At 56.6% G+C, this 23,661-nt stretch carries 26 protein-coding genes and 1 tRNA gene; 14 read left to right on the forward strand and 13 right to left on the reverse strand.

Annotated features, from left to right (window positions below; all coding sequences use genetic code 11):
- Positions 1–63 precede the first annotated feature (63 nt).
- The 4 genes from Absy_RS04930 to Absy_RS04945 all read right to left on the reverse strand — a co-directional run bounded on the left by Absy_RS04930 (position 64) and on the right by Absy_RS04945 (position 2,717).
- Positions 64–597, reverse strand: coding sequence for a Dps family protein (locus Absy_RS04930; RefSeq protein ID WP_048853634.1), 534 nt, complete (start codon positions 595–597; stop codon positions 64–66).
- A gap of 192 nt (positions 598–789) precedes the next feature.
- Positions 790–1,752, reverse strand: coding sequence for an NAD(P)H-dependent glycerol-3-phosphate dehydrogenase (locus Absy_RS04935; protein ID WP_048853692.1), 963 nt, complete (start codon positions 1,750–1,752; stop codon positions 790–792).
- Between the two features lie 82 nt (positions 1,753–1,834).
- Positions 1,835–2,071 (reverse strand): (2Fe-2S)-binding protein, encoded by a 237-nt coding sequence (locus Absy_RS04940; protein WP_048853635.1) that lies wholly within the window; start codon positions 2,069–2,071, stop codon positions 1,835–1,837.
- 160 nt (positions 2,072–2,231) lie between these two features.
- Positions 2,232–2,717 (reverse strand): PACE efflux transporter, encoded by a 486-nt coding sequence (locus tag Absy_RS04945; protein ID WP_245614735.1) that lies wholly within the window; start codon positions 2,715–2,717, stop codon positions 2,232–2,234.
- 61 nt (positions 2,718–2,778) lie between these two features.
- On the opposite strand from Absy_RS04945, the gene Absy_RS04950 reads away from it, so the two are divergent.
- From Absy_RS04950 to aldA, 11 genes are all read left to right on the forward strand, one after another.
- Positions 2,779–3,666: a LysR family transcriptional regulator gene (locus Absy_RS04950; RefSeq protein ID WP_048853636.1), complete on the forward strand. Its 888-nt coding sequence runs from the start codon at positions 2,779–2,781 to the stop codon at positions 3,664–3,666.
- Positions 3,667–3,805: 139 nt separating this feature from the next.
- Complete coding sequence (locus Absy_RS04955; RefSeq protein WP_048853637.1) at positions 3,806–5,002, forward strand: amine dehydrogenase large subunit; 1,197 nt, start codon at positions 3,806–3,808, stop codon at positions 5,000–5,002.
- Positions 4,999–5,589, forward strand: a complete 591-nt coding sequence (locus Absy_RS04960) for a MauE/DoxX family redox-associated membrane protein (protein ID WP_048853638.1) — start codon at positions 4,999–5,001, stop codon at positions 5,587–5,589. The genes Absy_RS04955 and Absy_RS04960 overlap by 4 nt, the downstream gene beginning before the upstream one ends.
- A gap of 2 nt (positions 5,590–5,591) precedes the next feature.
- Positions 5,592–6,194, forward strand: a complete 603-nt coding sequence (locus Absy_RS04965; protein ID WP_173958219.1) for a redoxin family protein — start codon at positions 5,592–5,594, stop codon at positions 6,192–6,194.
- Positions 6,181–6,771: a methylamine dehydrogenase (amicyanin) small subunit gene (mauA, locus tag Absy_RS04970; RefSeq protein WP_048853639.1), complete on the forward strand. Its 591-nt coding sequence runs from the start codon at positions 6,181–6,183 to the stop codon at positions 6,769–6,771. Before Absy_RS04965 ends, mauA begins: the two co-directional genes overlap by 14 nt.
- A gap of 2 nt (positions 6,772–6,773) precedes the next feature.
- Positions 6,774–7,271 carry a c-type cytochrome gene (locus Absy_RS04975; RefSeq protein WP_048853640.1) on the forward strand — a complete coding sequence of 166 codons (498 nt, stop codon included), beginning with the start codon at positions 6,774–6,776 and terminating at the stop codon, positions 7,269–7,271.
- A gap of 167 nt (positions 7,272–7,438) precedes the next feature.
- Positions 7,439–8,800, forward strand: a complete 1,362-nt coding sequence (locus Absy_RS04980) for an outer membrane beta-barrel protein (RefSeq protein ID WP_048853641.1) — start codon at positions 7,439–7,441, stop codon at positions 8,798–8,800.
- A gap of 30 nt (positions 8,801–8,830) precedes the next feature.
- Positions 8,831–9,442 carry a thioredoxin domain-containing protein gene (locus tag Absy_RS04985; RefSeq protein ID WP_245614739.1) on the forward strand — a complete coding sequence of 204 codons (612 nt, stop codon included), beginning with the start codon at positions 8,831–8,833 and terminating at the stop codon, positions 9,440–9,442.
- Between the two features lie 196 nt (positions 9,443–9,638).
- A complete protein-coding gene (locus Absy_RS04990) occupies positions 9,639–10,475 on the forward strand; it encodes an aldo/keto reductase (protein WP_048853642.1) in 837 nt (278 codons plus the stop codon).
- 12 nt (positions 10,476–10,487) lie between these two features.
- Complete coding sequence (locus Absy_RS04995) at positions 10,488–11,351, forward strand: LysR family transcriptional regulator (protein WP_048853643.1); 864 nt, start codon at positions 10,488–10,490, stop codon at positions 11,349–11,351.
- Positions 11,352–11,451: 100 nt separating this feature from the next.
- A complete protein-coding gene (gene aldA, locus Absy_RS05000) occupies positions 11,452–12,897 on the forward strand; it encodes an aldehyde dehydrogenase (protein WP_048853644.1) in 1,446 nt (481 codons plus the stop codon).
- 101 nt (positions 12,898–12,998) lie between these two features.
- On the opposite strand, the gene Absy_RS05005 is transcribed toward aldA, so the two are convergent.
- From Absy_RS05005 to Absy_RS05020, 4 genes are all read right to left on the reverse strand, one after another.
- Positions 12,999–14,264, reverse strand: coding sequence for a cytochrome c (locus Absy_RS05005; RefSeq protein ID WP_048853645.1), 1,266 nt, complete (start codon positions 14,262–14,264; stop codon positions 12,999–13,001).
- Positions 14,264–16,462: a xanthine dehydrogenase family protein molybdopterin-binding subunit gene (locus Absy_RS05010; RefSeq protein WP_048853646.1), complete on the reverse strand. Its 2,199-nt coding sequence runs from the start codon at positions 16,460–16,462 to the stop codon at positions 14,264–14,266. The genes Absy_RS05005 and Absy_RS05010 overlap by 1 nt, the downstream gene beginning before the upstream one ends.
- On the reverse strand, positions 16,459–16,920 hold the full coding sequence (locus Absy_RS05015; protein WP_048853647.1) for a (2Fe-2S)-binding protein: 462 nt from the start codon (positions 16,918–16,920) through the stop codon (positions 16,459–16,461). The genes Absy_RS05010 and Absy_RS05015 overlap by 4 nt, the downstream gene beginning before the upstream one ends.
- A 1,253-nt stretch (positions 16,921–18,173) precedes the next feature.
- A tRNA-Ala gene (locus tag Absy_RS05020) sits at positions 18,174–18,249 on the reverse strand.
- A gap of 120 nt (positions 18,250–18,369) precedes the next feature.
- On the opposite strand from Absy_RS05020, the gene Absy_RS05025 reads away from it, so the two are divergent.
- A complete protein-coding gene (locus tag Absy_RS05025) occupies positions 18,370–18,666 on the forward strand; it encodes a YggT family protein (protein WP_143221449.1) in 297 nt (98 codons plus the stop codon).
- Between the two features lie 72 nt (positions 18,667–18,738).
- Here Absy_RS05025 and Absy_RS05030 read toward each other — a convergent pair whose 3' ends face one another.
- The 3 genes from Absy_RS05030 to Absy_RS05040 form a co-directional block, all read right to left on the reverse strand.
- Complete coding sequence (locus tag Absy_RS05030; RefSeq protein WP_173958177.1) at positions 18,739–18,915, reverse strand: hypothetical protein; 177 nt, start codon at positions 18,913–18,915, stop codon at positions 18,739–18,741.
- Between the two features lie 192 nt (positions 18,916–19,107).
- Positions 19,108–19,737 carry a hypothetical protein gene (locus Absy_RS05035; protein WP_048853649.1) on the reverse strand — a complete coding sequence of 210 codons (630 nt, stop codon included), beginning with the start codon at positions 19,735–19,737 and terminating at the stop codon, positions 19,108–19,110.
- A gap of 5 nt (positions 19,738–19,742) precedes the next feature.
- On the reverse strand, positions 19,743–20,423 hold the full coding sequence (locus tag Absy_RS05040) for a YoaK family protein (RefSeq protein ID WP_048853697.1): 681 nt from the start codon (positions 20,421–20,423) through the stop codon (positions 19,743–19,745).
- Positions 20,424–20,632: 209 nt separating this feature from the next.
- On the opposite strand from Absy_RS05040, the gene Absy_RS05045 reads away from it, so the two are divergent.
- Together Absy_RS05045 and Absy_RS05050 are read left to right on the forward strand one after the other, a co-directional pair.
- Entirely contained in the window at positions 20,633–21,106 is a 474-nt protein-coding gene (locus Absy_RS05045; protein ID WP_048853698.1) for a hypothetical protein, read from the forward strand.
- Positions 21,107–21,248: 142 nt separating this feature from the next.
- The gene (locus tag Absy_RS05050) at positions 21,249–21,671 is read left to right on the forward strand and encodes a hypothetical protein (RefSeq protein WP_048853650.1); all 423 of its coding nucleotides are present in this window, start codon (positions 21,249–21,251) and stop codon (positions 21,669–21,671) included.
- Between the two features lie 77 nt (positions 21,672–21,748).
- Here the strand turns inward: Absy_RS05050 and Absy_RS05055 are convergent, their stop codons facing one another.
- A complete protein-coding gene (locus tag Absy_RS05055; protein ID WP_048853651.1) occupies positions 21,749–22,444 on the reverse strand; it encodes a hypothetical protein in 696 nt (231 codons plus the stop codon).
- A 298-nt stretch (positions 22,445–22,742) separates the two neighbouring features.
- Positions 22,743–23,534 carry an META domain-containing protein gene (locus tag Absy_RS05060; RefSeq protein WP_245614740.1) on the reverse strand — a complete coding sequence of 264 codons (792 nt, stop codon included), beginning with the start codon at positions 23,532–23,534 and terminating at the stop codon, positions 22,743–22,745.
- Positions 23,535–23,661: the final 127 nt, after the last annotated feature.

Consider the following 23,661-nt stretch of genomic DNA (forward strand, 5'->3'; position numbering starts at 1 on the left):
TGCGGGTTCCAAGCAAGGCCGGGGCAGGGGGTAAACCCTGCTCCAGCCGTGTGAATGGGGTGCTTAGTCGTTTTTGCCAAAAACCGGACGAGTGCTTTCAAACAGGAACCATGTGCGGCGCTCTGTTTCATCAATCCAGTTTTCCAGCAGGCTGGCTGTGGCAACGTCATGTGCATCATCACACAGCTCATGCACGGCACGCAGGCGTCTGGTGAGGGTCTGATTATCCTCGCGGAGTTCTGCCAGCATGTCCTCCGGGGTCACGTAGAGGGCATCGTTATCCAAAATGGCGGTTTTGCGGCCTATCTCGCCAACGGAGTGCAGGGTGGTTCCACCAATCTTGCGCGCACGTTCGGCCAGCGGGTCGGTCATGGCAAAAATCTGCTGGCTCTGCTCATCCAAAAGCAGGTGGTAGTCACGGAAGTGGCGACCGCTCATATGCCAGTGGAAGTTCTTGGTCTTGATGTACAGGGCAAACACATCTGCCAGTACCTCGGCCAGCCCTGCCACAACAGCTTTGACCTTGTCGGCCTTCAGGTCTGTGGGGGTGCCAAGATATTCTTTGACGTGAAGCTCAGAAGCATTGGGTTTGGTCATGGGAATGCCAGCCTTTCCAACAAATGTCTGTCTGCGGGTACGCTATGGTCGGCCCGCAGCACTCAACGTGGCAAGCGGGCAGGCAGATACAAGGCCGCGCTGGCAAAGACTCCACCCCTCACATAAACGTGACGGTACATGTGTATGGCGCAACCCAGCCCCATAAGCAGACTTTTGGCAGGGTAGGAGGTATCAGACCTCGCTTTTAAGCGGGCGGCTGAGCAGGCTGTGTGTGGCCTGGGGCAGACTTATCTGCCCCTCCATAAAGGCTGCAATACAGTCGGTAATGGGGGTTTCCACCCCGTGGCTCCGTGCAAGGGCCTGTAGGGCGGAAGCTGTTGTAACCCCTTCCGCCACACCGGGCAGGCTGTTCAGGGCAGTGTGGGTGGTCATACCCTGCCCCAGCGCCATGCCAAGTTGATAATTGCGGGATGCGGCCCCCGTACAGGTCAGCAGCAGGTCGCCCAGCCCCGCAAGCCCTGCCAGTGTGGCAGCGTGCCCCCCAAGGGCTATGGCCAGTCGGGTTATTTCTGCCAGTCCACGGGTAATCAGGGCCGCGCGGGCGTTTTCGCCCAGTCCAGCACCTATGGTCACGCCGGAAGCAACAGCAATGACGTTTTTGGCAGCCGCCCCGAGTTGCACACCCACGCAATCCGTACTGGCATACAGGCGGAATAGAGGGGTGGAAAGCAGGCTGCTCAAAGCCTGTGCCCTAGTGTGGTCGGGGGCGGCCAGAACGGCTGCTGCGGGGAGCCCGGCAGCAATTTCGCGCGCAAAGTTGGGGCCGCAGAGTACGGCACCGGGCACGTCCGGGCGTTCGCGTGCCAGAATATCCAGCGGAAAAGCCAGTGTCTGGCGTTCTATGCCCTTGCAGCACAAGACCGCGTTAATGCCAGCGGGGAGCATGGGCAGGACCGTGGCAAGGTGCTGGGTAGGAATGGCCACCAGCACACAGCCTGGTGTGACTGCAGGCAAGGTGGAGCAAGCCTGTACTGCAGGAGGTAACGGATAATCCGGCAGGCGCGGCATGGCTCCGTTGGGCAGGGTCTGGGTATTGCGCGCCCACAGATGCACCTGTGCTCCGGTGCGTGCGGCGTGCAGGGCAAGTGCGGTACCCCACGCACCACCACCCAAAACAAAAACAGGATCGCTCATGCCCGTATCGGTGCCAGAAGCCTTGCCACTGCGCAAGCCGTGGTGGCGCGGTGTCATCCGTTCGGTGGTCTGGCGTTATTGTTCAGGCGGATGCAGCAATGGCCATGTTGGGCTGGCGGGCAGCATGGGCGGCCAGTTCGGCCTGCTGCATGTGCCGCTTTTTGGCCTCGCGCAGCAGGCACACAACGCCTTTAACGCAGTTCCCGCACTGGGCCTTGCAGCCACGGGCCGCATAAATCTCGCGCGGGTGGTTTGCGCCGTCAGCCACGGCGGCTTCAACATCTTTATGTGTCAGCAGGTTGCAGGAGCAGACAACCATCCCTTTGGCACCTCAATGTTACGAGTCTGACCTTACTCAAACATAAATGAGAATTAGTCGCAACATATTCCGTGCATCAAGGTCTCTGCGCCCTTCAAAAAGTGATCGGGCGTGAGCGCTATCCGCACCCCGCCCTTTAGCGGGCGGGCGAGGCGTTCAGTTATTTGGCAGGGAGGGGGAAGGCCCGGTCGTAGCCAATGTTGAACACAAAAGCATAAGCCAGATAAAACAGGGCGAGTGAGAGCGAGAGCGAAAATGTCGCCCATAGTGAACGGTGCATATACAGGGCAATGCCCGGCAGCAGTGCAACCTGCAAACCCGCTTCGAACAGAAGCGTATGTACCACCCGTACCCGCACGGTTTTGTGGGTGGTGTGGTAAAGCCGGGCCATGGCCCGGTCAAAAATCAGATTGTAAATGTAGTTCCACACCATGGCGGTTACGGCGCTGCCAACACCGATAATGCCCATAGCGGATTCGTGCAGGCCAAACAGGCTGCTGCCGGTGGGAATAACAATAACCAGTGCCAGCAGTTCAAACAGGAGAACATGGCGCAGGCGGTCCATGCCTGAACGCATGGAAACCTGCGCGGCGGGCTCGGTTGTGGTGTGCATGGCCGGGGTCTGGGTGGAAGAGTGCATTGACATGGCGGCAATCTATCTCGCCTCCTCTTAAAGGAAAGATGGAACCTATCGGAAAAACAGATGGATGAATGTTTCTCTCGAACAGCTTGAAGCCTTTGTGACCACGGTGGATGCCGGGTCTTTTTCCGCTGCGGCGCGCAGGCTGGGGCGGGCGCAGTCGGCCATAAGCACCCATGTTGCCAATCTGGAGGTGGATCTGGGGGTGGTGCTGTTTGTGCGCACGGGCCGCACCCCGGTGTTGAGCGTGGATGGCGAACGGCTATTGCGCGAGGCCCGCGTGGTGCTGGACCGGCGCGAACATCTGATAGGTGTTGCCCGCTCCCTGGAAAGTGGGGTGGAGAACAAGCTGGTTGTTGCCATAGACGAGCTGTACCCCGAACACGCGCTTGGCCCGGTTTTTGCTGAATTTGCGCAGGTCTTCCCCCATGTGGAAATGGAAATCCTGTTCCCGCTCATGGAGGATGTGGGCCAACTGGTGCGCGATGGTGCGGCCCAGCTTGGGGTGATGTGGCAGCAGAATCGGATGCTGCCCGAACTGGCCTTCCGTACCATTGACCGTGTTCCCCTCAAGCTGGTGTGTGGGCGTAACCATCCGTTGGCTCAGGGTGGCCCCGTGGCGCTGGAGGACCTTAAACGCCATCGCCAGATTCTGGTCGCAGCGCGTGGGCAGGAGCGCGAACGTCACTACCTGCGGGTCGCGGGGGAGGTATGGTGGGTGGAAAGCCACTGGGTCATTCTGGAACTGGTCCGCCACGGCATTGGCTGGGCGTTTGTGTCCGACCATGTTCTGGCGGCTTCTCCCGCTGCGCCCGATATTGTTGCATTAACGCAACAATTTGACGCGGGCGACCGGCTGGTGCCTCTTGCCGTGGTCTGGCACGCCAAGGGTTCCCACGGTGTTGCGGCACGGTGGCTTTTGCAACGCTTCTGTAAAAAAGAAGGGGATTTTTAGAGGGCGGGTCAGGGTTTCTGCGGCTTGCAGGCGGGGGCGGGCTTAATTGTAAGGTGTGCTCATATTTTGTGTTGAAAATGCAACAGTAACGACTATGATATGAAAACCTTGCAGGAAAAGAGAGAAAAAACAGGTCCGCATGTCCTTTCTTAGCCCCCGTAAATCTTGGCTTGGCCTGCTCCTTGGGAGCGCGGCCTTTTTTTCAGCCGCAGCCGTTCAGGCCGCCGAACCCGTTCTGCAGACCGAGCAGAGCGATGTGATCACCCTCAAGCCCTACAGCCCCCACACCATTCTGGTGGAGGACGCGGTTTACGCCCACAATAAGGATGGCCGCGTAGATGTGGTGGATGCCGACCGTGGCGTGCTGCTGGGCATGGTGCAGGCTGCATACAACCCCAACGTTGTGCTTGCCCCCGATGCCAGCCGTTTTTATGTGGGCGAAACCACATGGGCACGTGGCAACCGTGGCGAGCGGAATGATCTGCTGGCCGAATACGATGCCCAGACCCTTAAAATCACATCGGATGAAAAACTCCCCTCCCGCGCGTTGGTAACTCCCAAACGCAACGATCTGGCCATTAGTGCCGATGGCGCGCGCGTGTATGTGTACCAGATGAGCCCCGCCAACGCGGTGGAAGTTGTGGACACAAAGGAACACAAGGTCAGCCAGACGGTGGAAATTCCCGGCTGTGCACTGGCTTATGCGTGGGGTAATGCCGGGTTCTCCTCCCTTTGTGCCGATGGTACGCTGACCAACGTCAGCCTCGGTGCGGATGGCAAGGCGAGTGTGACCCACAGCGCTCCGTTCTTTGAGCCGGATAAAGACGGGATTTTTGAACAGAGCCCCACCGTTGCCAAAGACGGTTCAACGTATTTCATCAGCTATAGCGGCAAGGTTTACCCAACAACCCTGTCCGCCAACAGCACGGTGCAGGCTCCGTGGTCCTTGCAGGAAGGCGCAGGGCTTAAGGCTGCGTCCAACGCCTCTGCCCCGTTCGAGGTGACGTGGCGTCCGGGTGGATGGCAGATGGCCGCCCTGCACAAGAACACACATGAGCTGTATGTGCTTATGCACCGCGGAACCTTCTGGACCCACAAGGATTCGGGGACCGAAGTGTGGGTGTACAACACGGAAACCCACAAACGTATCCGCCGTATGCCGCTCAAGGTCGCCAGCACCATGGTGGGCGTAACGCAGGACGAAAATCCCCTGATGTTTACAGCGGATGAAGATGGCAGCTTCTTCATTTCCGATGCACGCACGGGCAAGCTCCTGCGGACCATGAAAGGGCTTGGCACCTCCCTTATCTTCACGGTTGCGCCGGGTGAAGGATGAGCCTGCCTGCTTCGGTCTCTACGGTGCCAGTCTGGTGCGCTGAGACAGGGCATCTGGCTGCAGCCGTCTGTGCTGGTGGCATTGGTGCCATGTTTTTGGCTGCCGGTGTTGCCAAGCTCCGTGCGCACGACACGTTTTTGGGCACGCTGGCATCCTACCGCCTGCTGCCCGGCTGGTCGTACGAGGGCGTGGCATGGGGGCTTGGCGTAGCCGAAGTTGGTGTGGCGGCTCTGCTGTTCTGCGGTGTGGGTGCCTATGTGGGCAGCCTTGCCGCAGCAGCTCTGCTGGTCGTGTTTGCCTGTGCCATGGGCATTAATGTCCTGCGTGGTCGCACCGATCTGTCCTGTGGCTGCACACCCGGCCTTGTGAGCGAAAAGCTCTCGTGGGCTGTGGTGTGGCGCACTGTTGCCTGTGCTGTTCTGGCCCTTGTGCCGTGGGCAGGGCTTGCCGCTGGTGGTGGGGTTTCTCCCCTGCTGTGGGTGGAAGGCGTTGCGGGTGGTGTGTGTGCGTATTTGCTGTGGCAGGCCATGCAGGTGCTGCCGGCAGTGCATGTTCCCGGTTCCTCAGCGCAGGAGCACAGCGCATGATGATGGTGTTGTTGTGTGTGTGGCAGGTTGTTCTGGTGCTGGCGTTGCTGGTGCTGGCGGTCATGCTGGTTGCTCTGGCCCGCCAGATCGGTGTGCTGCACGAACGCCTGGCACCGCTTGGCGATCAGGAGGTCAAACCCGGTCTGGACGTGGGGCAGGTTGTGCCACGTCTGATTCTGCACACGCTCGAAGGTCAGCCCTTTACCGTGGGGGATGTGCTGCCCGCAGGCCGTAAGCAGCTTTTGCTGTTTGTGGCGGCAGAGTGCCCTGTTTGCAAACGCGTTTCTCCCATTGTGCGGCAGATTGCAGCCGAACGTGGGCTGGACCTTGTGTTTGTGGGGGATGGCCCCGAACCCGAGCTTAAAGCCATGCAGCAGAGCCGGCCGGAAATGCAGGGACTGCCACTTATAACCGGGGTTGAACTGGCTCTGGTTCTTCAAATCAATCGTATGCCCTCTGTGGTGGTGCTTGATGAGCGCGGCACCATACTGGCCAAAGATCTTGTTAATACCCGCCGTCAGATTGAAGGGGTGCTGGATGGCATAGCCACCACCCACCCCGCATTGCCTAGCGATACAGGAGCGAATGCCCATGTTGCCTTCTGAAAACACTCAAAAAACAGAACAGGGCGCGTCCCTGTTCGACCGCGTGACCGAATCCGTACTGCGCCGTTTTGCTGGCCACACATCCCGCCGTGGTGTGGTGGCCCGGCTGGGTGGTCTTGCGGCTGCCGTGCCGCTTTTCCCGCTGTTGCCGGTAAGCCGTGCTTCTGCCGCAACTCCGGCTGCTGGCAAGGTTGCTGCCAAAGCGCCCTCTCCATTTGCGGCCAAGGCACAGGCCAAAGACCCCAATGCGTGCGACTACTGGCGTTACTGCGCCATTGACGGCAATCTCTGCACGTCTTGCGGTGGTGGCGTGCATAGCTGCCCACCCGGTACGGCGCCATCCCCCACATCGTGGATCGGGAGTTGCTACAACCCGCAGGATGGTAATTCCTACATGATTGCCTACCGTGACTGCTGTGGTCAGGATTCCTGTAACGAGGTGACCTGCCTTGGCACGGACGGCGACCAGCCCTCCTACCGCCCCATGGCCAATAACGACATTATCTGGTGCTTTGGTACCGGCACGTCGGAAATGTACAACTGCTCCACCGCCGCCGTGATCGGCAAAACGTCCTGATCATGCGGGTTGCGGTGTTACGTTACGTGACTGCGGCTTGTGTTGCGGTGCTTGCCATAACGGCAGGTGCCGTGCGCGCCCATGCTGCGCCCGATGCAGTGGCCGGGGCTACAACCCTGAGCCACACGCAGTCTGTCTATGTCTCCCATTGTGGTGGCTGCCATGGGATTGAGGGCATATCCGGCCCAACTTTTGTGCCCATGCTGCGCAATAGCGTGGGCAGTTTTGCCTGCACGGACGAGGGGCGTGCCTATCTGGTACGCGTACCCGGTGTTTCCATGTCCCTCATCCGGGATGATCAGACCTTGGCGGATGTCATGAATTTTGTGCTGATCACGCTGGGTGGGTCCAGTACGCCGCCGGGGTTCAAGCCCTATACGGCGGCGGAAGTGCATACATGGCGGCAGCATCCCCTGTCTGGTCCAGATTTTATGGCTCTGCGCGCTCATGTACTGGAACGGTCGCTTGCAGCCTGTGCGCGCAAGCAGGGCAAGGGGTAACCTCCTGCCCTGACCGGCAGGCGGCCGGGGCGTTGGGTATGACATGAAATCTTAAAATGACTTTTGGCCGCGCCTCATCCAGCCTGTACCAGCCAAAAACAGTATTTGCCCGGTAAGCCGGGTGCCGTGTGGATAGTTTTCGTTCTGATCTTTGGAGCAAAAAAAGAATGGTTCTTCGCCGTCCGTTACCCGTAGGGATGTGGCTTGCCCTGCAACTGGCGGCGCTGCCCGCACTGGCACAGGAAAAAACACTCCCCGGTGATGCCGCACGCCCGCTGGTGCTGGAAGAAACCCCGGCGGAAAAAGTGCAGGCGGAGAAGGAAGAAGTTAACCTGAAGCCCACCAAAGATCACACATGGTTTGATGATCTGGAGGGGCATCTTGTGGTCGAGGCCGGTGTGAACGGCAACCCATGGACGCATACGGGCCGTAACTGGGCCCAGTCCTACGTGGACCGTGCCAACACGGCAACGCTGAACCAGATAACAGGCACACTCTCCCACCCGACAACGGATATTGGCGGCGGCTACGGGCTGGGCTTTGTGTTTGAAGTGCTTTACGGTTCAGATGCGCGCTTTAACCCCACCATTGGCATGGGGGATGGCAGTTTGACGGGCATGTACCAGTGGACACCCACACAGGCCCATATTGATGCGCACCTGCCGTGGCTGAGCAAGGGGGGGATAGACCTCCAGATTGGTCAGCAATACGGTATTCAGGGGTTTGAGGGAACGGACGCGCTGGAACGTCCTTTTTATTCCTACAACTATTCATCCGATTACATTGTACCGTTTGAAACGGTGGGCGTGCTGGCAACATGGCATATGACCGATACCGTGGCGTGGGTCATGGGGGTTAATGCCGGGAACTCCACCACATTTGGAGGTGCCAAAAACAATAAGCGCCCCAAAGGATATTTTGGTGTGCAGTTGACAGGTCTGGCGGACGGCAAGCTGGATGTGGCGGCCATTGCCTATCTTGGCCCGCAGCAGAGCGTATATGCCATTGGTAACGCTGCTAACCACGAAATGGAATATGTGGGCGACCTGCTGGCAACCTATAAGCTGAGCGATACAAGCTCCATTACGCTGAACGGCACATATTACCATGACGATTATCTGAGAGATGACGTGTATGGTATTACAACGTATTTCTCGCATGATTTCTCACCCTCGCTGACCTTTAATGCGCGTGGTGAAATTTTTCGGGATAATAACGGGGGTGTTGTGGGCAACAACACGTCCACCATGTCGTATGTTAACGAACTGCGTGGCAGAAATTACCCTTACGATTCCGCACCCGGTACTACGTATGGGGAGCTGACGGTGGGTGTGACTTACAGGCCAGAGTTCCTTAAGCTGCCCAGAGGCAGCTTTTCCATCCGTCCGGAAGTGCGGCTGGACAAGTCGCTCAATGGCACACGTCCGTTTAACCGTGTTTCACCCACGGCGGATTCCAGCGTTAACTATGCCAACAATGGCACTAACAACATGTTCTGGTTCAGTTGCGATGCCATCTGGTCTTATTAAGGCAGGCATAACGGGTTTGTGGAGCACAATATGACACAGGCAACCTTGCAGACCCTTGTGGTTATCAATGTTATGTTAACGCTTGTGCTGTTGGCCGCCTTTATTGTGGCATACCGCATGGTGTTGAGAATACGCAGGCTTTTTCAGGAAATTGCACCCGTGGGTGCGCTGACCAATGCCCGTGGCCCCCAGCCGGGAGATACCTGCCCCGCTCAGCCGTTTGCCACGCTGGATGGGCGCACTCTGGAACTGGCTGGTGGCGCCATGCCCCGCCTGCTGCTGTTTGTTTCCTCATCCTGCCCCATTTCTCGTAAGGTTATTCCCATTGCGCGTAATTTTTGCGCCAAGGAGCAACTGGAGCTGGTGCTGGCCGGGGATGATGATCTGGTGGTGCAAACCCACTTTGCCCAGCAGACGGGCACATCGCCTGCTCTGTTTGTGAACGACCCTGCACTGGGCCGTGCGCTGGAGGTGGATAAGCTGCCTGCGGCCTTCCTGCTTGACCAGCAGGGCGTGCTGATCGCGCGTGGGCTTGTAAATAACCGCGAACATCTGGAAAGTCTGCTGAACGCGTGGGAGAGCGGGTTTAACACGGTGCAGGCCTACATTAACCACACCCGTAAGCAGAACCGCCCAGGCTGACGCGGTTTTTATGTGCCCTCCCTGCTGCCTTGGGGTGGGGGGGGGCGGTGTGTGGCAGTTAGCCCACGCACCATGCGTTATGGGCTTACCTGATCCTGTCTTGTGGATGACGGAACCTTCATGCACACAATGGCGTTGAGGTTAATCTGTGCGGGGAACTTGCACGGGTCCATCCATAATCAAGGAGAAATCAGGCGTGAGCATTCCTGAACTAACCCTGAACGATGGCCGGAGCTTTCCACTTATAGCTTTTGGTACATATAAACTTAACGGCGCAGCAGGCGTGCAGGGCATGGTGAGCGCGCTGGACGTAGGTTACCGGGCGCTCGATAGTGCTTTTAATTACGAAAACGAAGGTGCCGTGGGCGAGGCCGTGCGCAAAAGTGGACGCAAGCGCGAGGAGCTGAACATTGCCTCCAAACTGCCCGGCCGCCACCATAAGTATGACGAAGCCTTGGCCTGTATTGAGGAATCCCTCTACCGTGCAGGGCTGGAATATTATGATCTGTATTTTATCCACTGGCCCAATCCCAAACAGGGGCTTTATGTGGAGGCATGGCAGGCACTGATTGAAGCCAAAAAACGCGGATATGTGCGCACCATTGCCGTCTGTAACTTTCTGGCCGAGCATCTGGACAAGCTGAATAACGAGACAGGCGTGCTGCCTGCCATTAACCAGATCGAACTTTCGCCTTACTTCCCGCAGGATGATATGCGGGCTTACCACCAAAAACACGGCATTGTGACCGAAGGTTGGAGCCCGATTGGCCGGGGCGGCAAAATTCTGTCGGATCCGTTGATCGGGGGCATTGCCAGCCGCCTTGGCAAAACACCGGCACAGGTTGTGCTGCGCTGGCATGTGCAGGTCGGGTCTGTGCCTATTCCCAAGGCATCTCACCGCGAGCGGCAGTTGGAAAACATGTCCGTGTTCGACTTTGAACTTACCGAACAGGATATGAAGGATATTGCCACACTGGCCCGCCCGGACGGGCGCTCCTTTGGGCAGGACCCGGCGACGTACGAAGAGTTCTAAGGGGTTTGAGGCATGGATAGCCTCAGACTTGCGCAGCTTCGCTTTTTTTGCGCAGTTATGGAGGAGGGGTCGGTTGTTGCCGCATCCCGCCGCCTTAACTGCGTTGCCTCCAACGTAACCGCGCGTTTGCGGGAACTGGAGCTGATTGTGCAGCAGCCCTTGTTCCTGCGGGAAAAAGGGCGGTTGATTGAAACACCAGCAGGGCGTGCTTTTTACGATCAGGCGCGTGAGGTCGTGCACAAAGCCTCGGCACTGGAGCATTTTTTTCAACCCGATGTGCCGCGTGGTGTTATCAGGCTTGGCGCGCTGGATGTGGCGTTGCAGCATTTTCTGCCCCAGCGGCTTCCGGCTTTTATGCACGATTGCCCGGATGTGGTGCTGCATGTGCTCAAACGTGCCAGCTACACGCTGGAGCATATGCTGGTCGAGCGAGAGATTGATCTGGCCCTGACCGATGGCCCGATTGAACACCCCTTATTGGAAAGTCGTCTGGTTTTTACCGAACATCTCCGGCTTGTTGTGCCAGATTACGTGCAAACATTGCAGGCAATCGACTGGGCCAGAACGGATGTGCTGGTATTCAATACCGACTGTTATTACCGCAGTGTGTTTGAAAGCTGGATGCAAAACAATGGTGTTGCGCCACGGCGTATCCAGACCATTGAGTCCTACCCTGTTATTTTTGCCTGCGTGCGCGCAGGTCTGGGTGTGTGCTGTTGCCCGGATGTTATGTTGCCTCAAAATCCCGCACCGGGTTTGCAAGTTATGACCCCGCCAGACCTCCCCGTCGCACCCGTGTACAGCGTATGGCGGCGCGCGGGTGCAGACCCTTTGCTTATGCGGTTTGTGGAGCACCTTGGTGCATCCGGTTTGTAGGCCTGTTCATTTTTTGTGTGGTCGTGGCTCGCATATCATTACTTTTCCATCGCTATATTTTCCCTGATAATCAGCCCACAAAAAAGAGGATACTTTAAAAATGTCTTTGAAAAAACATGATCTGTTCATAAACGGCCAGTGGGTTAAACCTGAGTCTGGCCAGTATGTGACCATTAAAAATCCGGCTAATGGTGCGGAGGTAGCCGCCGTTGCCAAAGGCAATGCACAGGATGTGGACAAGGCGGTAGCCCTTGCGCACAAAGCTTTTGGTCCGTGGAGCCGTAAAACGGCAAGTGCCCGGGCCGACTACCTGTATGCGCTGGAAAAACTGCTTGTGCGCGACAAGGAAAAGCTGGCCGCGATTATTACATCCGAAATGGGTAAACCCATTACCGAAGCGCGGGTGGAGGTGGATTTTGCCGCAGGCCTTATGCGCTTTGCAGCAGAAAATACACGCCGCATCCAAGGCGAGATTATTCCGGGCGAGCGGGAGGGAGAGAAAATTCTGATCGACCGGGTGCCCCATGGCGTTGTGGGGGGGATTGCTGCGTGGAATTTTCCGCTCGCATTATGTGCGCGCAAAATTGCCCCGGCATTGGCTGCGGGGAATACCATTGTTGTTAAACCACACGAACTAAGCCCGCTTTCTGGTCTGGCACTGGCAGCTCTGGCGCAGGAAGCCGGATTGCCAGAAGGGGTATTGAACGTGATTACGGGCGATGGCCCCGATGTTGGTGTGCCGCTGGTTGCCCACAGGAATGTACCGCTTATTACCATGACCGGTTCTACGCCCGCAGGTAAAAAAATTATGGCTGCTGCTGCCGAACATCTTAAGGAAGTGCGGCTGGAGCTGGGCGGTAAGGCACCGTTTATTGTTATGGAGGATGCAGATATTGAGGCTGCGGTTGAGGCCGCGGTGACTGCACGCTTTTTTAACTGCGGTCAGGTCTGCACATCCAACGAACGGACTTATGTGCATGAGGCCGTATATGAGCGTTTTGCTAAAAGCCTGCGTGCCAAAGTGGAAAAGCTGAAAGTGGGCAATCCCATGGACGATGGAACGGACATGGGGCCAAAGGTCAGTCTGGCAGAGTTGGAAAAAGTGGATGCCATGGTGCACAAAGCCGTTGCACAAGGCGCAAAGCTGGAACTGGGTGGGCACAGGCTGACGGGTGGCCTGTATGACCATGGCACGTATTATGCGCCAACCCTGCTCAGCCATGTGACGCATGATATGGATATTGTGCAGAACGAGGTTTTTGGCCCCGTGTTATCCCTGCTTAAAGTGCGCGACTTTGACGAAGCACTTAAACTGGCAAACGAGAGCGCGTATGGCCTGTCGGCTTACCTGTTCACCAAAGATCTGGGCCGGGTGCTGCGTATGACGCGGGAACTGGAATTTGGGGAAGTGTATGTTAACCGTGGCGCAGGGGAAGAACCGCAGGGCTTCCACCACGGTTACAAGAACAGTGGTCTTGGCGGGGAAGATGGGCAGCACGGGCTGGAAGCCTATGTGCAGACCAAGACCATTTACCTGAATGCCTGATACGGCGGTTAACGCCGGTAACCAAGGTTTTATGGCAGGCTGCGGGGCGTTATGGCTCCGCAGCCTGTTTTTTGTGGGGTGCATTTTGCCGCCCCATTGCGTTAGGGAGCCTGTTTGGCGTCCCGCACAGCCTGTTCCATGTTATGGGGCGTGGCTGTGGTAAAGTGGGTCATAACAAAGCTGGCAATATCGGCCAGATCCCGGTCACTCAGTCCACCCCCGGTAAAATGAGGCATGATCTGCACACCTGTTGCGGTTTGCATACCACTGCCCTGCACCAGAACCTGCACAAGGTTGCGCCCGTTATCGGCCCCAAGGGAACGTGCGCCCGTTATGGTGCCAAAGCTGGACTGGCGGCCCGTACCATCGGCCGTATGGCATCCAGCACAGGCGGAGGCATACAGGCGTGCGCCGCGCGTGGTCTGGGGCAGAGAGCTATCGCCCGCAGGGGGTGTTTTGCGCTCGACCATATCTGCCTCGGTGCGGAGTGGAGGAATACTCCGCAAATAGACAACCATGGCATGGATATCCTGCGCATTCAGGTAGCGCAGGCTGTGGCCAACAACGTCTGCCATATCCCCCGATGCTGTGCCGTGGCCATCGGCATGGCCGGTGGATAGGTACTGCGCCAGATCCTGGTCGCTCCATGCGCCAAGGCCACTCAGCTTATCCGATGTCAGGTTGTAAGCGCGCCAGCCATTAACAGGGCTACCGCCAAGCGTTTTGCTGCTGTCCAACCCGAAGGACAGGGTGCGCGGGGTATGGCAGTCCCCACAGTGGCCGGGGCCTTCCACAAGGTAGCGACCCCGGTTCCATTCCGCCGATTTGCCCGGATCGTCCGGGTAGGAGGAGGCAGGGCCATTCAGAATATTCCAGAACACCATAAAGCTACGGATCGAAAATGGGAATTTGACCGAATTTTCAGGTGTTTTTTTGGAAGAGGGAGGCAACGTTGCCAGATAAGCCCGTATATCCCTGACCTGCGCATCGCTCATGCGGGCGTATGCGGGGTACGGCATGGCGGGGTAAAGATGCTTCCACCCGGGGGATATGCCTTTACGCACGGCATCCACAAACTGCTGGTCTGTCCATGCCCCAATGCCAGCGGTTTTGTCTGGTGTAATGTTGGGGGCATACATGACCCCGATCCCCGGCAGGTTAAAAGCCCGCCCACCGGCATAGGGCGTGCCCCCTTCCTCGGTATGGCAAACCTCGCAGTCTGCTGCGCGGGCCAGATAACGCCCGTTTTCCACGTTGGCCGGTGGGGTTGCTGCATGGGCGGCGTGGGCTGGAAGGGTGCTGAGGAATGCTACGCCAGCCAGCAGGCCAAACAGTGTGGGAATGCGGTTTTTGCTTATGCCGTGCATTAGCCGTGCTCCTTGCCATCGGCCGCATTGTTGCGCGGGGAGAGCAGCGGTAAGGTGCGGAAGCGCCGCCCTTGTGCTGCGGCCATGGCGTTGGCCAGAACGGGGGCTGCGGCTGCGGTGCCCACCTCGCCAATGCCACCGGGGTCTTCCGCACTGGGCATGAGCAGCACATCAATTTTACGGGGTGCTTCGTTCATGCGCATGATGCGCCATGTGTTAAAGTTGTTCTGCTGCACCCGCCCGCCTTCGAGCGTGATTTCGTTATACAGTGCCGCACTAAAGCCAAAGATCAGCCCGCCTTCGATCTGGGATATGACCTGATCGGGGTTAAGCACGCGCCCGCAATCCACCACGGCCGTAACACGGTGGATAATAACGTTGTCAGGCTCGGGCATTTCCACTTCCGCAATGCTGGCCATGTAGGAGCCAAAGGCAAACTGCACGGCCACACCCCGCGCGCGGCCGGGGGGGAGAGGGGTGTTCCAGCCTGCGGCCTGTGCCACCTTGTCCAGCACAGCCAGTGCGCGTGGGTTATGGGCCAGCATGGCTCGCCTGTAAGCTACCGGGTCCACGCCCGCGCGGTGGGCCAGTTCGTCAATAAACCCTTCCACCACAAACAGGCCACGGGTGCCGCCAACGCCACGCCACCATGCGGTTGTAATACCGGGGGCTTCCCGCCGTGCAAATTCCAGCCGGTAAGCCGGGTAGCTGTAGGGCGTAATCACGGTGGCGACCGAAAGGTCCTCGTCATACCCATCCTTGGTCAGCTCGGCGGGGTCCCAGCGTGCCACCACGGCGGGGCCGACTATGCGGTGGGTCAGGGCGGTTATGTAGCCCTTGTCATCCAGTGCCGCAGTCATCTGGTCCACATAGGCGGGGCGGTAGCGGTCGCGCGTCAGATCTTCCTCCCGGCTCCAGATGATTTTGAGCGGGTAGGGCACCTGGCGTGCAAACTGTACGCACTGGGTAACGTATTCATGCTCCAGCCTGCGGCCAAAGCCTCCGCCAATATACTGGCAGTGTATGGCTATTTTATCTTTGGGCAGGCCGGTCAGTTCGGCAGCGGTATCCAGCGCCCGGTCGGCAATCTGGGTGCCAGTCCATACGTCGCACCCATCGGGGCGGACATGGGCTGTGCAGTTTATGGGCTCCATAGGAGCATGGGCCAGCAGTGGCTGCTGGTAGGTGGCCGTGTGTGTGGCGTGGGCACGGGCAATAACGCCTGGTGCATCTGCCTTGGTGTTGGCAACAATGGCCGGACCACTCAACCCCTGATGGAGCTGGTCGTAAATGGTCTGGGTGGTTACATGGGCATTGGGGCCATTATGCCACTGGGGCTTAAGGGCGCGCAGGCCTTTGCGGGCCGCCCAGTAGTGGTCAGCAACAACACAGACGGTATTATTCTGTTCGTTGACCAGCACAGCCTGCACACCGCGTATGGCAAGGGCTGCCTGCCTGTCCATCCCTGCGAGTGTGCCACCTTCCACCGGGCAGGCGGCAACGGTGCCAATTTTTTGGCCCGGAACCTGCACATCCATGCCAAAAACCGCGCGACCCTGCACTTTTATGGTGCTGTCTATGCGGTGTTGGGAATGGCCGAGCAGCGTATAGGTTGCAGGGTCTTTAAGAGGTGGGTTTTTGGGTATGGGCAGTGCCGCAGCCTGCGCTGCAACCGCACCAAACGGCAGGGTGCGGCCAGTTGGCACATGGGTAATGATGGCGGAGCGGGTTGAACATTCTTCCGGTTTGGCCTGCCAGTGTGTGGCTGCGGCCTGCACCAACATGCTGCGCGCAGCAGCCCCGGCCTGACGGAGCGGGAGCCATTCGGTCATGACCGAGGTGGACCCGCCCGTAATTTCGGCCCCGGCTCCGGGGGGAGCGGCCTCAATATCCACCTGAGCCATGTCTATGCCCAGTTCTTCGGCAATAAGCATGACGGAGGATGTGTAAATACCCTGACCCATTTCCACATTGGGCAGAATAAGGGTTATGCGGTTGTCTGCCGCAATGCGGATATAGGCGTTGGGGGCAAAAGCTCCTTGTGCGCCTTCAACCAGCATACCCTGTTGTGGGCGTGGGGCGGCCTGTGCACGGCCACGGGGCGTGGGCCAGAGCGTTGCCAGTAGCAGGGCTCCTCCGGCTCCCAGAATGTGCCGTCGGGTTGGTGGGGCGGATGGGGTGCGTGGCGGTGTGGTCATGCCAGTGCTCCCGCTGCGTGGTGGATGGCGGCGCGGATACGCATATATGTGCCACAACGGCACAGGTTGGCGGACATGGCGCTATCAATCTGCTCATCCGTGGGTTTGGGCGTGCTGCGGAGCAGGGCAATGGCGGCCATGATCTGCCCGGGCTGGCAGTAACCACACTGCACCACATCCAGCGCAACCCATGCAGCCTGCACGGCATTTGCGACCGGGTCCGTGTTGTCCAGCCCTTCCAGCGTGCTAATGCGCCGTTCTCCAATAAGGCCAACGGGCAGGTTGCAGGCTCTTACGGCCTGTCCATCCATATGGACCGTACAGGCCCCACACTGAGCTATGCCGCAGCCAAATTTGGTGGCGTTCATGCCCAGAACATCGCGTAGGACCCACAGAAGGGGAGTGTCAGGATCGACATCCACCTGATGGGGTTGTCCGTTTATGTTCAGGCTTAGCATGGGGGCTCCTTCTGGCGGGTCGGAGCGCGCAATGTAATAGATTTGATTTGTTTCCGAAATGGGTGGGAGAGATAAAAAGACCGTATTTTTAAAATTTTAGTTGTATATTCAAGAATATAATGAGGTGAAAAACCATAGTGCGCAAAAGCACCAGCGCGCGCCGTGTGTGCAGGGTGAGGCCATTTGCTTGGCAGTTTTATGCAGGCAGGTATTGTGCGCATAAACCAGCAGACAGACCCAACGTAGTCGCTCGTTGCCAGCAAAGGTATTTGCGAACAATGGAACGCTATAGTGGTTTGTTGCCCTGATATGCCTCATTGTTTTCAAAAAAAGCACGGTGCATAAGTTTTGGAGTGAGGGTTTTGGAAAAATAAAATCTTCAAAACCATAGGGATATGCTTAAAATTTTTAATATGATGAGAATAAATAATATTGGAATGGCATAACAAGGACCATGCACATTGCTGCGCGTGTAACCAGTTCATGTCTGGTTGTATCTCAGGAAAGTGGGATTTGCGCGCCTGTTAAGGAGGGCAACAAAGCAGGGTCTAAGAGAAAAATATTCTTACAGAATATACAATATTTTAAAAGGCAGGAAGTAACTTTGAGCGGTTACTTCCTGTTGTAATAACTTTAGTTAAGGACGCCGGTCCCTGTTACAGTCTTGGAGCTGGCCATTGTATGATGGAGCACTTTATTGCCGTCAAAAATAATAGCTAACTGTTTGGAAATCCCGTGGTTTCGTGATCCAAAATAAGCCATTCCAGGAACAAAGTTGATTCCGTCCACAGAGCTATGAACCATCTCGTACTTCCAGATTTCTTTACCGCTATCCGTATAGTTTACGTTCAGTGGATCACCAAACATCTGCTTGACTTGTTCTTTTGTGGTAACGCCATCAATAATTTTTGTATCGACTGTAGCCTGAGTTTCATTTTTTAAGCTTTTATTTACCGGAGTTGGAGCACGCTACAGTAGCCATAGGCAAAGCCAGCGTCGCCATCATTATAGCAGTCCTAAATTTCATTTTTTCCATTCTTCCAATGTCGTATTAAACAAACGTAACCTTCATGCCACAGAGCAATTTTCTTGGAAACCCATACATTTATAACAGCTCATCTTGAGTGTTACGCTTAAGGGTAGGGGTATTTATAAAGTGTTTCTATGTTTGTGATTTAAATTGTAAACCTAATGGGCTATGGTTTACAAAATTATCAATTTTTCTCATGAAAACAATAACATAACAAGGCGGTTGGTGGAGCTGAGGGGAATCGAACCCCTGACCTCCTCATTGCGAACGAGGCGCTCTCCCATCTGAGCTACAGCCCCGCCTGTTTTGTTAGCGAGAGGTTTATAGGGCTTACCAATTTTCTGTCAAGTTGTATTGTAAGGCGTATAACCATAAGGTGGTTGGCCTTCGGGCTGTTTGTAAGGAGCTGGTTTTTTATCGTGTTTTTGCTCTTCATGGTGCTGACGCGGATACTGGAAATTTACTGTTGGATTCTTCTGGTATCTTGCATTTTTGTTAATCTGTATGCGTTTGGCATACTGGACAGCCGCAACCAGCTTGTCTGGAAAATCGGGATGTTTCTGGAGCGGTTGACCGAGCCGGTTCTGGCCCCGGTCCGGCGTATTCTGCCTACACCCGGCGGTGTGGACTTTAGCCCCATGGTGGTGCTGCTGGGCATACAGTATGTGCTGCAACCCTTACTGGTGGAAGTCTTTCGAGCACTTATCCTGCATTAAGGAATACCCAGTAAAAAAGCCGCCAGATCATATGATCTGGCGGCTTTTTTTTAACGGTTAACCCGTAAAGGCTCAGTGATGAGCGTCGGGGGTGCCGTCTTTTTCAATGTGGGTCAGCGTGTATCCGCTCATGATGACGACCGGAACAAGGAAAGCCACAACCGCAATGCCCAGAGCTGCAGTGTTGCCACCCAGCAGGTAAGCGATCAGGTCAAGACCCAGAAGCGTTACGCACAGATAAATGCCCATTCCAAAAAACCCTTTTGTAGCCTGTAAGGCAGGAGCTGCTGGCGTTTTGGCGCGGAATGCCTACTGTTACAGACCCTGCCGGATTCATTCACAAATCTGACAGCGTCACACTACTCCTTTGGTTTTAGGGGTCAACAGCTATCTGTTGCATGGCGTTGTGGCGTTTTCGGGCTAGGTCATGCCAGAGGCGGTTCAGGGTGTGCTCTGCTGCGTTGTGGGCGCAGTGGGGGGTGGTGTTGTGGTGGGGGTTGCTGGCTCCGATGGCAGGTGAATGTTCTGCTCTTTGGAAAAACGCGCAATATCAGGCGTATGGAAGGCAGAAACAGGGCCAAAAATGGTGCCCGATACATTATGCCCCGAAGGCACCGGGGTGTTCAGGCACCCTTTGACAATGGTTGCGCATACGCCATCGGTGCCAATCATCTGGTCATTATCCCCGCTGTAATGCATGTCTGTGACCTTGCCATCCACCAGCCGGATGGAGGCAACACAGCTTGACCCGGCTCCACCAAGGGTCGTTTGGGTCAGGTTGACCAGCGTTTGCAGGGGAATCAACGTCGAATCGTTGGTGGCGGGGATGTTGATGCCCCGCGCATACTGGTAGATCTGGACGTGTTCGTTAATGGTCTGGGTTTTGTCAGGGACACCTACGCAGGCTTGCAGGTCCTCGCTGGTCATGCCCAGAACGGCCAGTTGGCCCTTGTGTGCAACGCGGGATGAGTAATAGCCACACCCCCCAAGAGCAAGAAGAGCACTTATGGTCAGGCACGGCATAAGGCGGGCAAATGGGGCGAAAAAACCGGGAAGAGGGCAGACAGACATGCCCTTCAGTCTCTGGTCCTTGCAGGGGTAATGTCAATATAGAGAATGGCCAGCCATGGCAGAGGCCATAAAAAAGGCAGGGGTGCGCCCCATAGCAGGGCCAGTGCGCCCAGTACGGCTCCACAGGCAAATCCGCCCCAGGCCAGTGCGGGCAACACAATGGCGCCAGGTGGCGGTGGTTCGGCCTTGCCAGCTTTGCAGCGTAAGGCAAAAGCGGCCGCCAGAGCAGATGCACATTTGAGCATGTTGCTGGTGATCACCACAGTCTGGATGGCGTTGCCCGAAAAACGGGCAATACTTTCCCCCTGCACAGCCATCAGGGCTGGGAGCAGTATCAGTTCGGCACTGCGCGCAAAACTGGAGAACTGCGTGACCTGCACCACAAGGAGCATGAACACCATAAGCTCAATGCCTCTGGCGGCACCCCAGCGCAGGCGGGCAAGGCTTGCACAGAAGGCCGTGCCAAAAAAAATGGCCAGTACGCAGGCCAGTAACGCTGCGTGGTGCCAGTTCCCATGTGCGAGAGAGGCAGAGAGGTGGGTGGTGTTGCCGGTCATGGCGCTGGCAAACAGGCCGCCCAGATGGGCAAAGCTGAGTGCATCAATATGCCCTGCCAGAATGCCAAGTACCAGAATGCGGCGGGCCGAGGTGGGTATGGGGGTTGTGATGGCAGGGGTATCTGGCATGGTGCTCGGGGGCTGGAGGGAAAGATTTGTGGGTATGGGGTGTGCGGGTGTGCAGCTGCATACTGCCCTATGGCGCAAAACTGTGTAAACTCCACCCAGCATGGGGGAGCCTGCCATGGTCCGGCAGGTGCGCCACAACGGTCAGCCCTTGCCGCGTGGTGGTTTTTTTCCGTATTTTGCTGCACGAACTGAGCAAGGAAACGATAAGAATGGTGGGATTCCGTCCTGTGTGTCTGGCGCTGGGCCTGTGTGCCATTGCTGGCATTCTACCTCCGGCCATGGCGGCCGAGCGGGAAGGGGCGCATCCTGCGCTGCGTATTCTCAAGGTCAAACCCGGTCCGGCTCCCATGACCGTGGCAACGGCTACCCCCGGGATTCTGGATTATGATGGTATTCCCACCGTGGAAAATACCAATGCCGCCAATGTGGGTGGGTTGATGTACTATTGTTACCATCACCATCTGGTAACCGATACGACGGTGCGTGCGCTGGGCCGCAAACTGGCGGAATGGCCCGCTATTCAGAACGACCCGGATTACGCATGGGGTGGAGCAGGCCAGCTCAGGATTGGTCCCCACCAGATGTTTGACCTTAAATCCCTTAATCATGACCAGCAGGCGGCAACCTGCTCGCGCTCTGCCCTGCGTGGACCCGATCTGCTTAAGGAAAAAAAGGACCGCTGAGTATCTGGCGGTATTGGTCGCACGGCCATGGGCACAATAATGCCAAGGCTTTAAAAACCATAATGCTGACACCAGATACAGCCATACAGGGAACAGGCCCGTAAAACATTGGGCCGGTCTGGAAGAGAAAAGAGACAAGCGTATGACACTGCACCGCGTGACAACACTGGGACTGGCAGGCTTTATGGCCGTAACGGTGGGAGCAACCGTTGTTCAGGCCGAACCGGGTGGGTGCCTTAAGTATGGTGCAGCAGGTGCTGTTGGGGGGCATCTGGCCAACCACCATGCCGTGCTGGGTGCCACCGCAGGGTGCATAACGGGCATGTACCGCAGGCACGAATACCGCAAGGAAGCCAAACAGAAGGCCAAACTGTACGATCAGGAACACCCCGGCGCAAAAGGTACCTACGAGCAAAAAGCCACGGCTTATGATGTGGAGCATTCCACAACACCCGGCAGCACCACGCCTCAGCCGGGCCAGCAGTCTGCTCAGCAGTCAGGCCCGCAGGCGGTGCCAGCCCAACCGCAGCAGGCCGCTCCCGCACAGGGTGAGGAACATCTGTAAAATTTTTTATATGCCCGATATAGGGTAGCAGGTGTGTGGAGGCACTTTTGCATGGCGCAAAGGTGCCTCTTTTTTGCTTAATGGGTCTGGTCAGGTGGTGGTGCTGATGCCTGCCTGCTGGACAGGGTTCTGACCGTATCCAGCACAAAACCACTGACGTACAGCATAATCCGCTCGAATTCTTCCTGTACATCCTCAAAAGTAAGGAGCTGGTTGCGAAGGAGAATGTGCATAATATGCGTATGGCAGTCCATATCGGGCGATGTGTCCAGCCATTCGGTTTCATTCAGGCGTCGGGCGTTGGCCTGACAGATTGTGAGCAAAACAATTTCCAGCGCAATGTGCCCACCCAGAACACGGCCAAATGGCTGGGCCGGGTTGTAAATGGTGGGAATAAGTGTTTCTGCGTTATAGGTCTCTTTGCAGTTTTCGTAATGAATTGAGTAATAAAGATATTCGGCAAAAGTAATTTTGGTGTAAATGCCCGTATCGCGCGCAGTCGCTTTGAGAAAGTTTTTATACAGGCAGGCGCTGACCTCAAATGGGAGTGTGCCGTTCAGATCGGCAAAGCGCTTTGCAACACTGAGAATACTGGCAACGCGCAGTTGTGCCCCTTTAAAGGCCCGCAGCGTGATGGCCAGAAGTTCCTCATGATTGATGCTGTGAATAATTGTGCGGAATTTTTGGCTTTGATCGTGGGTCAGTTCTACAAATTTATCATAAAATCTGGCTTTGGTCAGAATAAAAGGCCCTGAAAGATGGGTATTGGGCATGGTAGGGCTTTAGAGAATGGGGGCTGAAACAGAAAGAGTTTTAAAAACAAGGCGCACCATGGTGATAGCCTGAGTCCTTTTGCGTAAGGTATGCATAAAATACGCTCATGCTTGTTGCACAAAACCGTAAATTTTTCATTAACACTCACCGGCTGCGATTTGCACAAATCTTCAGTTGGTCAGGGGCAGGGCAGTTTTCCAAACCATTCTGGTGCTGGAACCGCCCTGTGCATATTTTATGCAAGCCGCAGGATGCACCATAAACCCCGCGCAATGGATGTTTATGGTGCATTATTTTTTAAAAAGTTTGCCGCAGATTTAAGGTTTTCCCATTTTTTGTTTGCAGGACAAGGGTGCCACCTTCAATACGCCAGGACTGCACATCTTTCAGCAGGCCGTTAAAGACGCTGGCAACGTGGTCATGCGCGCCGGGGCAGGCCATAAGTGTGCTTATGCCCGCCTGTGGTGCGCGGCTGACCGTGCCATTGCTACCAAAGACCAGCCCGCCAGCGTAGCGGTTGCAGCCATCCGAACCGGATATTTTTCCACTCTCGTTAATATCCAGCGTGGGAGTAAACATGTCTGCTGCGGGGTTTGGGTTTTCATCCGTAGCACTGTCATGGCTGTCGGGCAGAAAGTTGCCATTCTTCAGCTTATGGCCATCCAGTTCCGTGGCAATCCAGCGTGTGGCATTGAGCTGTGTCGGGGGTACAAGGTTGCCGCCGCACCCTTTGAGCGTGCGGCCCTGAGCAGTAATGTTCACGGTTTCTGTAAATTGCTGCCCGCTCATGCTGTCCTGGCAGGGGGTGGGGGTCATTGTTACGGTCATATCCGGGGCATCGTAATAACGGGTGTGGCCGCGGGTGTAGGCATGGCTGACTGTGCGCGTCAGGCGGGGGCCATCCGGTGTGGTCAGCGCCAGCGTGCCTGCTGCCATGCTAAAGTTCCAGAATGGCTCGTTCCCGCGTGCCTCGTACACGCTGGTATCATTGCCGGTTGCGGCAATGGGCTGAGGTTGCGTGGCACACCCCGCCACAAGGGCGAGCGCAGCGCCGGGAGCCAGAAAAGAACACATGCGTGGCAGGGCCATGGAGTGGCTCCTCATCTTGGTTGCAAACCTGTGCAGTATGGCGGTTTGGCGCGCAGGCACAACGGGTTTCTTTTTTTATGCGAACGGGCGGGTAAAGCCGGGGCGGGACTGTTCCTTCCCGCATGGG

Source organism: Acetobacter syzygii (assembly GCF_000964225.1).
GTDB lineage: Bacteria > Pseudomonadota > Alphaproteobacteria > Acetobacterales > Acetobacteraceae > Acetobacter > Acetobacter syzygii.

Coding starts and splice junctions, on each gene's coding strand:
- Absy_RS04930 (WP_048853634.1), bottom strand. CDS start 597: ATGACCAAACCCAATGCTTCTGAGCTTCACGTCAAAGAATATCTTGGC.
- Absy_RS04935 (WP_048853692.1), bottom strand. CDS start 1,752: ATGAGCGATCCTGTTTTTGTTTTGGGTGGTGGTGCGTGGGGTACCGCA.
- Absy_RS04940 (WP_048853635.1), bottom strand. CDS start 2,071: ATGGTTGTCTGCTCCTGCAACCTGCTGACACATAAAGATGTTGAAGCC.
- Absy_RS04945 (WP_245614735.1), bottom strand. CDS start 2,717: ATGTCAATGCACTCTTCCACCCAGACCCCGGCCATGCACACCACAACC.
- Absy_RS04950 (WP_048853636.1), top strand. CDS start 2,779: ATGAATGTTTCTCTCGAACAGCTTGAAGCCTTTGTGACCACGGTGGAT.
- Absy_RS04955 (WP_048853637.1), top strand. CDS start 3,806: ATGTCCTTTCTTAGCCCCCGTAAATCTTGGCTTGGCCTGCTCCTTGGG.
- Absy_RS04960 (WP_048853638.1), top strand. CDS start 4,999: ATGAGCCTGCCTGCTTCGGTCTCTACGGTGCCAGTCTGGTGCGCTGAG.
- Absy_RS04965 (WP_173958219.1), top strand. CDS start 5,592: ATGGTGTTGTTGTGTGTGTGGCAGGTTGTTCTGGTGCTGGCGTTGCTG.
- mauA (WP_048853639.1), top strand. CDS start 6,181: ATGTTGCCTTCTGAAAACACTCAAAAAACAGAACAGGGCGCGTCCCTG.
- Absy_RS04975 (WP_048853640.1), top strand. CDS start 6,774: ATGCGGGTTGCGGTGTTACGTTACGTGACTGCGGCTTGTGTTGCGGTG.
- Absy_RS04980 (WP_048853641.1), top strand. CDS start 7,439: ATGGTTCTTCGCCGTCCGTTACCCGTAGGGATGTGGCTTGCCCTGCAA.
- Absy_RS04985 (WP_245614739.1), top strand. CDS start 8,831: ATGACACAGGCAACCTTGCAGACCCTTGTGGTTATCAATGTTATGTTA.
- Absy_RS04995 (WP_048853643.1), top strand. CDS start 10,488: ATGGATAGCCTCAGACTTGCGCAGCTTCGCTTTTTTTGCGCAGTTATG.
- aldA (WP_048853644.1), top strand. CDS start 11,452: ATGTCTTTGAAAAAACATGATCTGTTCATAAACGGCCAGTGGGTTAAA.
- Absy_RS05005 (WP_048853645.1), bottom strand. CDS start 14,264: ATGCACGGCATAAGCAAAAACCGCATTCCCACACTGTTTGGCCTGCTG.
- Absy_RS05010 (WP_048853646.1), bottom strand. CDS start 16,462: ATGACCACACCGCCACGCACCCCATCCGCCCCACCAACCCGACGGCAC.
- Absy_RS05015 (WP_048853647.1), bottom strand. CDS start 16,920: ATGCTAAGCCTGAACATAAACGGACAACCCCATCAGGTGGATGTCGAT.
- Absy_RS05030 (WP_173958177.1), bottom strand. CDS start 18,915: ATGGGCATTTATCTGTGCGTAACGCTTCTGGGTCTTGACCTGATCGCT.
- Absy_RS05035 (WP_048853649.1), bottom strand. CDS start 19,737: ATGTCTGTCTGCCCTCTTCCCGGTTTTTTCGCCCCATTTGCCCGCCTT.
- Absy_RS05040 (WP_048853697.1), bottom strand. CDS start 20,423: ATGCCAGATACCCCTGCCATCACAACCCCCATACCCACCTCGGCCCGC.
- Absy_RS05045 (WP_048853698.1), top strand. CDS start 20,633: ATGGTGGGATTCCGTCCTGTGTGTCTGGCGCTGGGCCTGTGTGCCATT.
- Absy_RS05050 (WP_048853650.1), top strand. CDS start 21,249: ATGACACTGCACCGCGTGACAACACTGGGACTGGCAGGCTTTATGGCC.
- Absy_RS05055 (WP_048853651.1), bottom strand. CDS start 22,444: ATGCCCAATACCCATCTTTCAGGGCCTTTTATTCTGACCAAAGCCAGA.
- Absy_RS05060 (WP_245614740.1), bottom strand. CDS start 23,534: ATGGCCCTGCCACGCATGTGTTCTTTTCTGGCTCCCGGCGCTGCGCTC.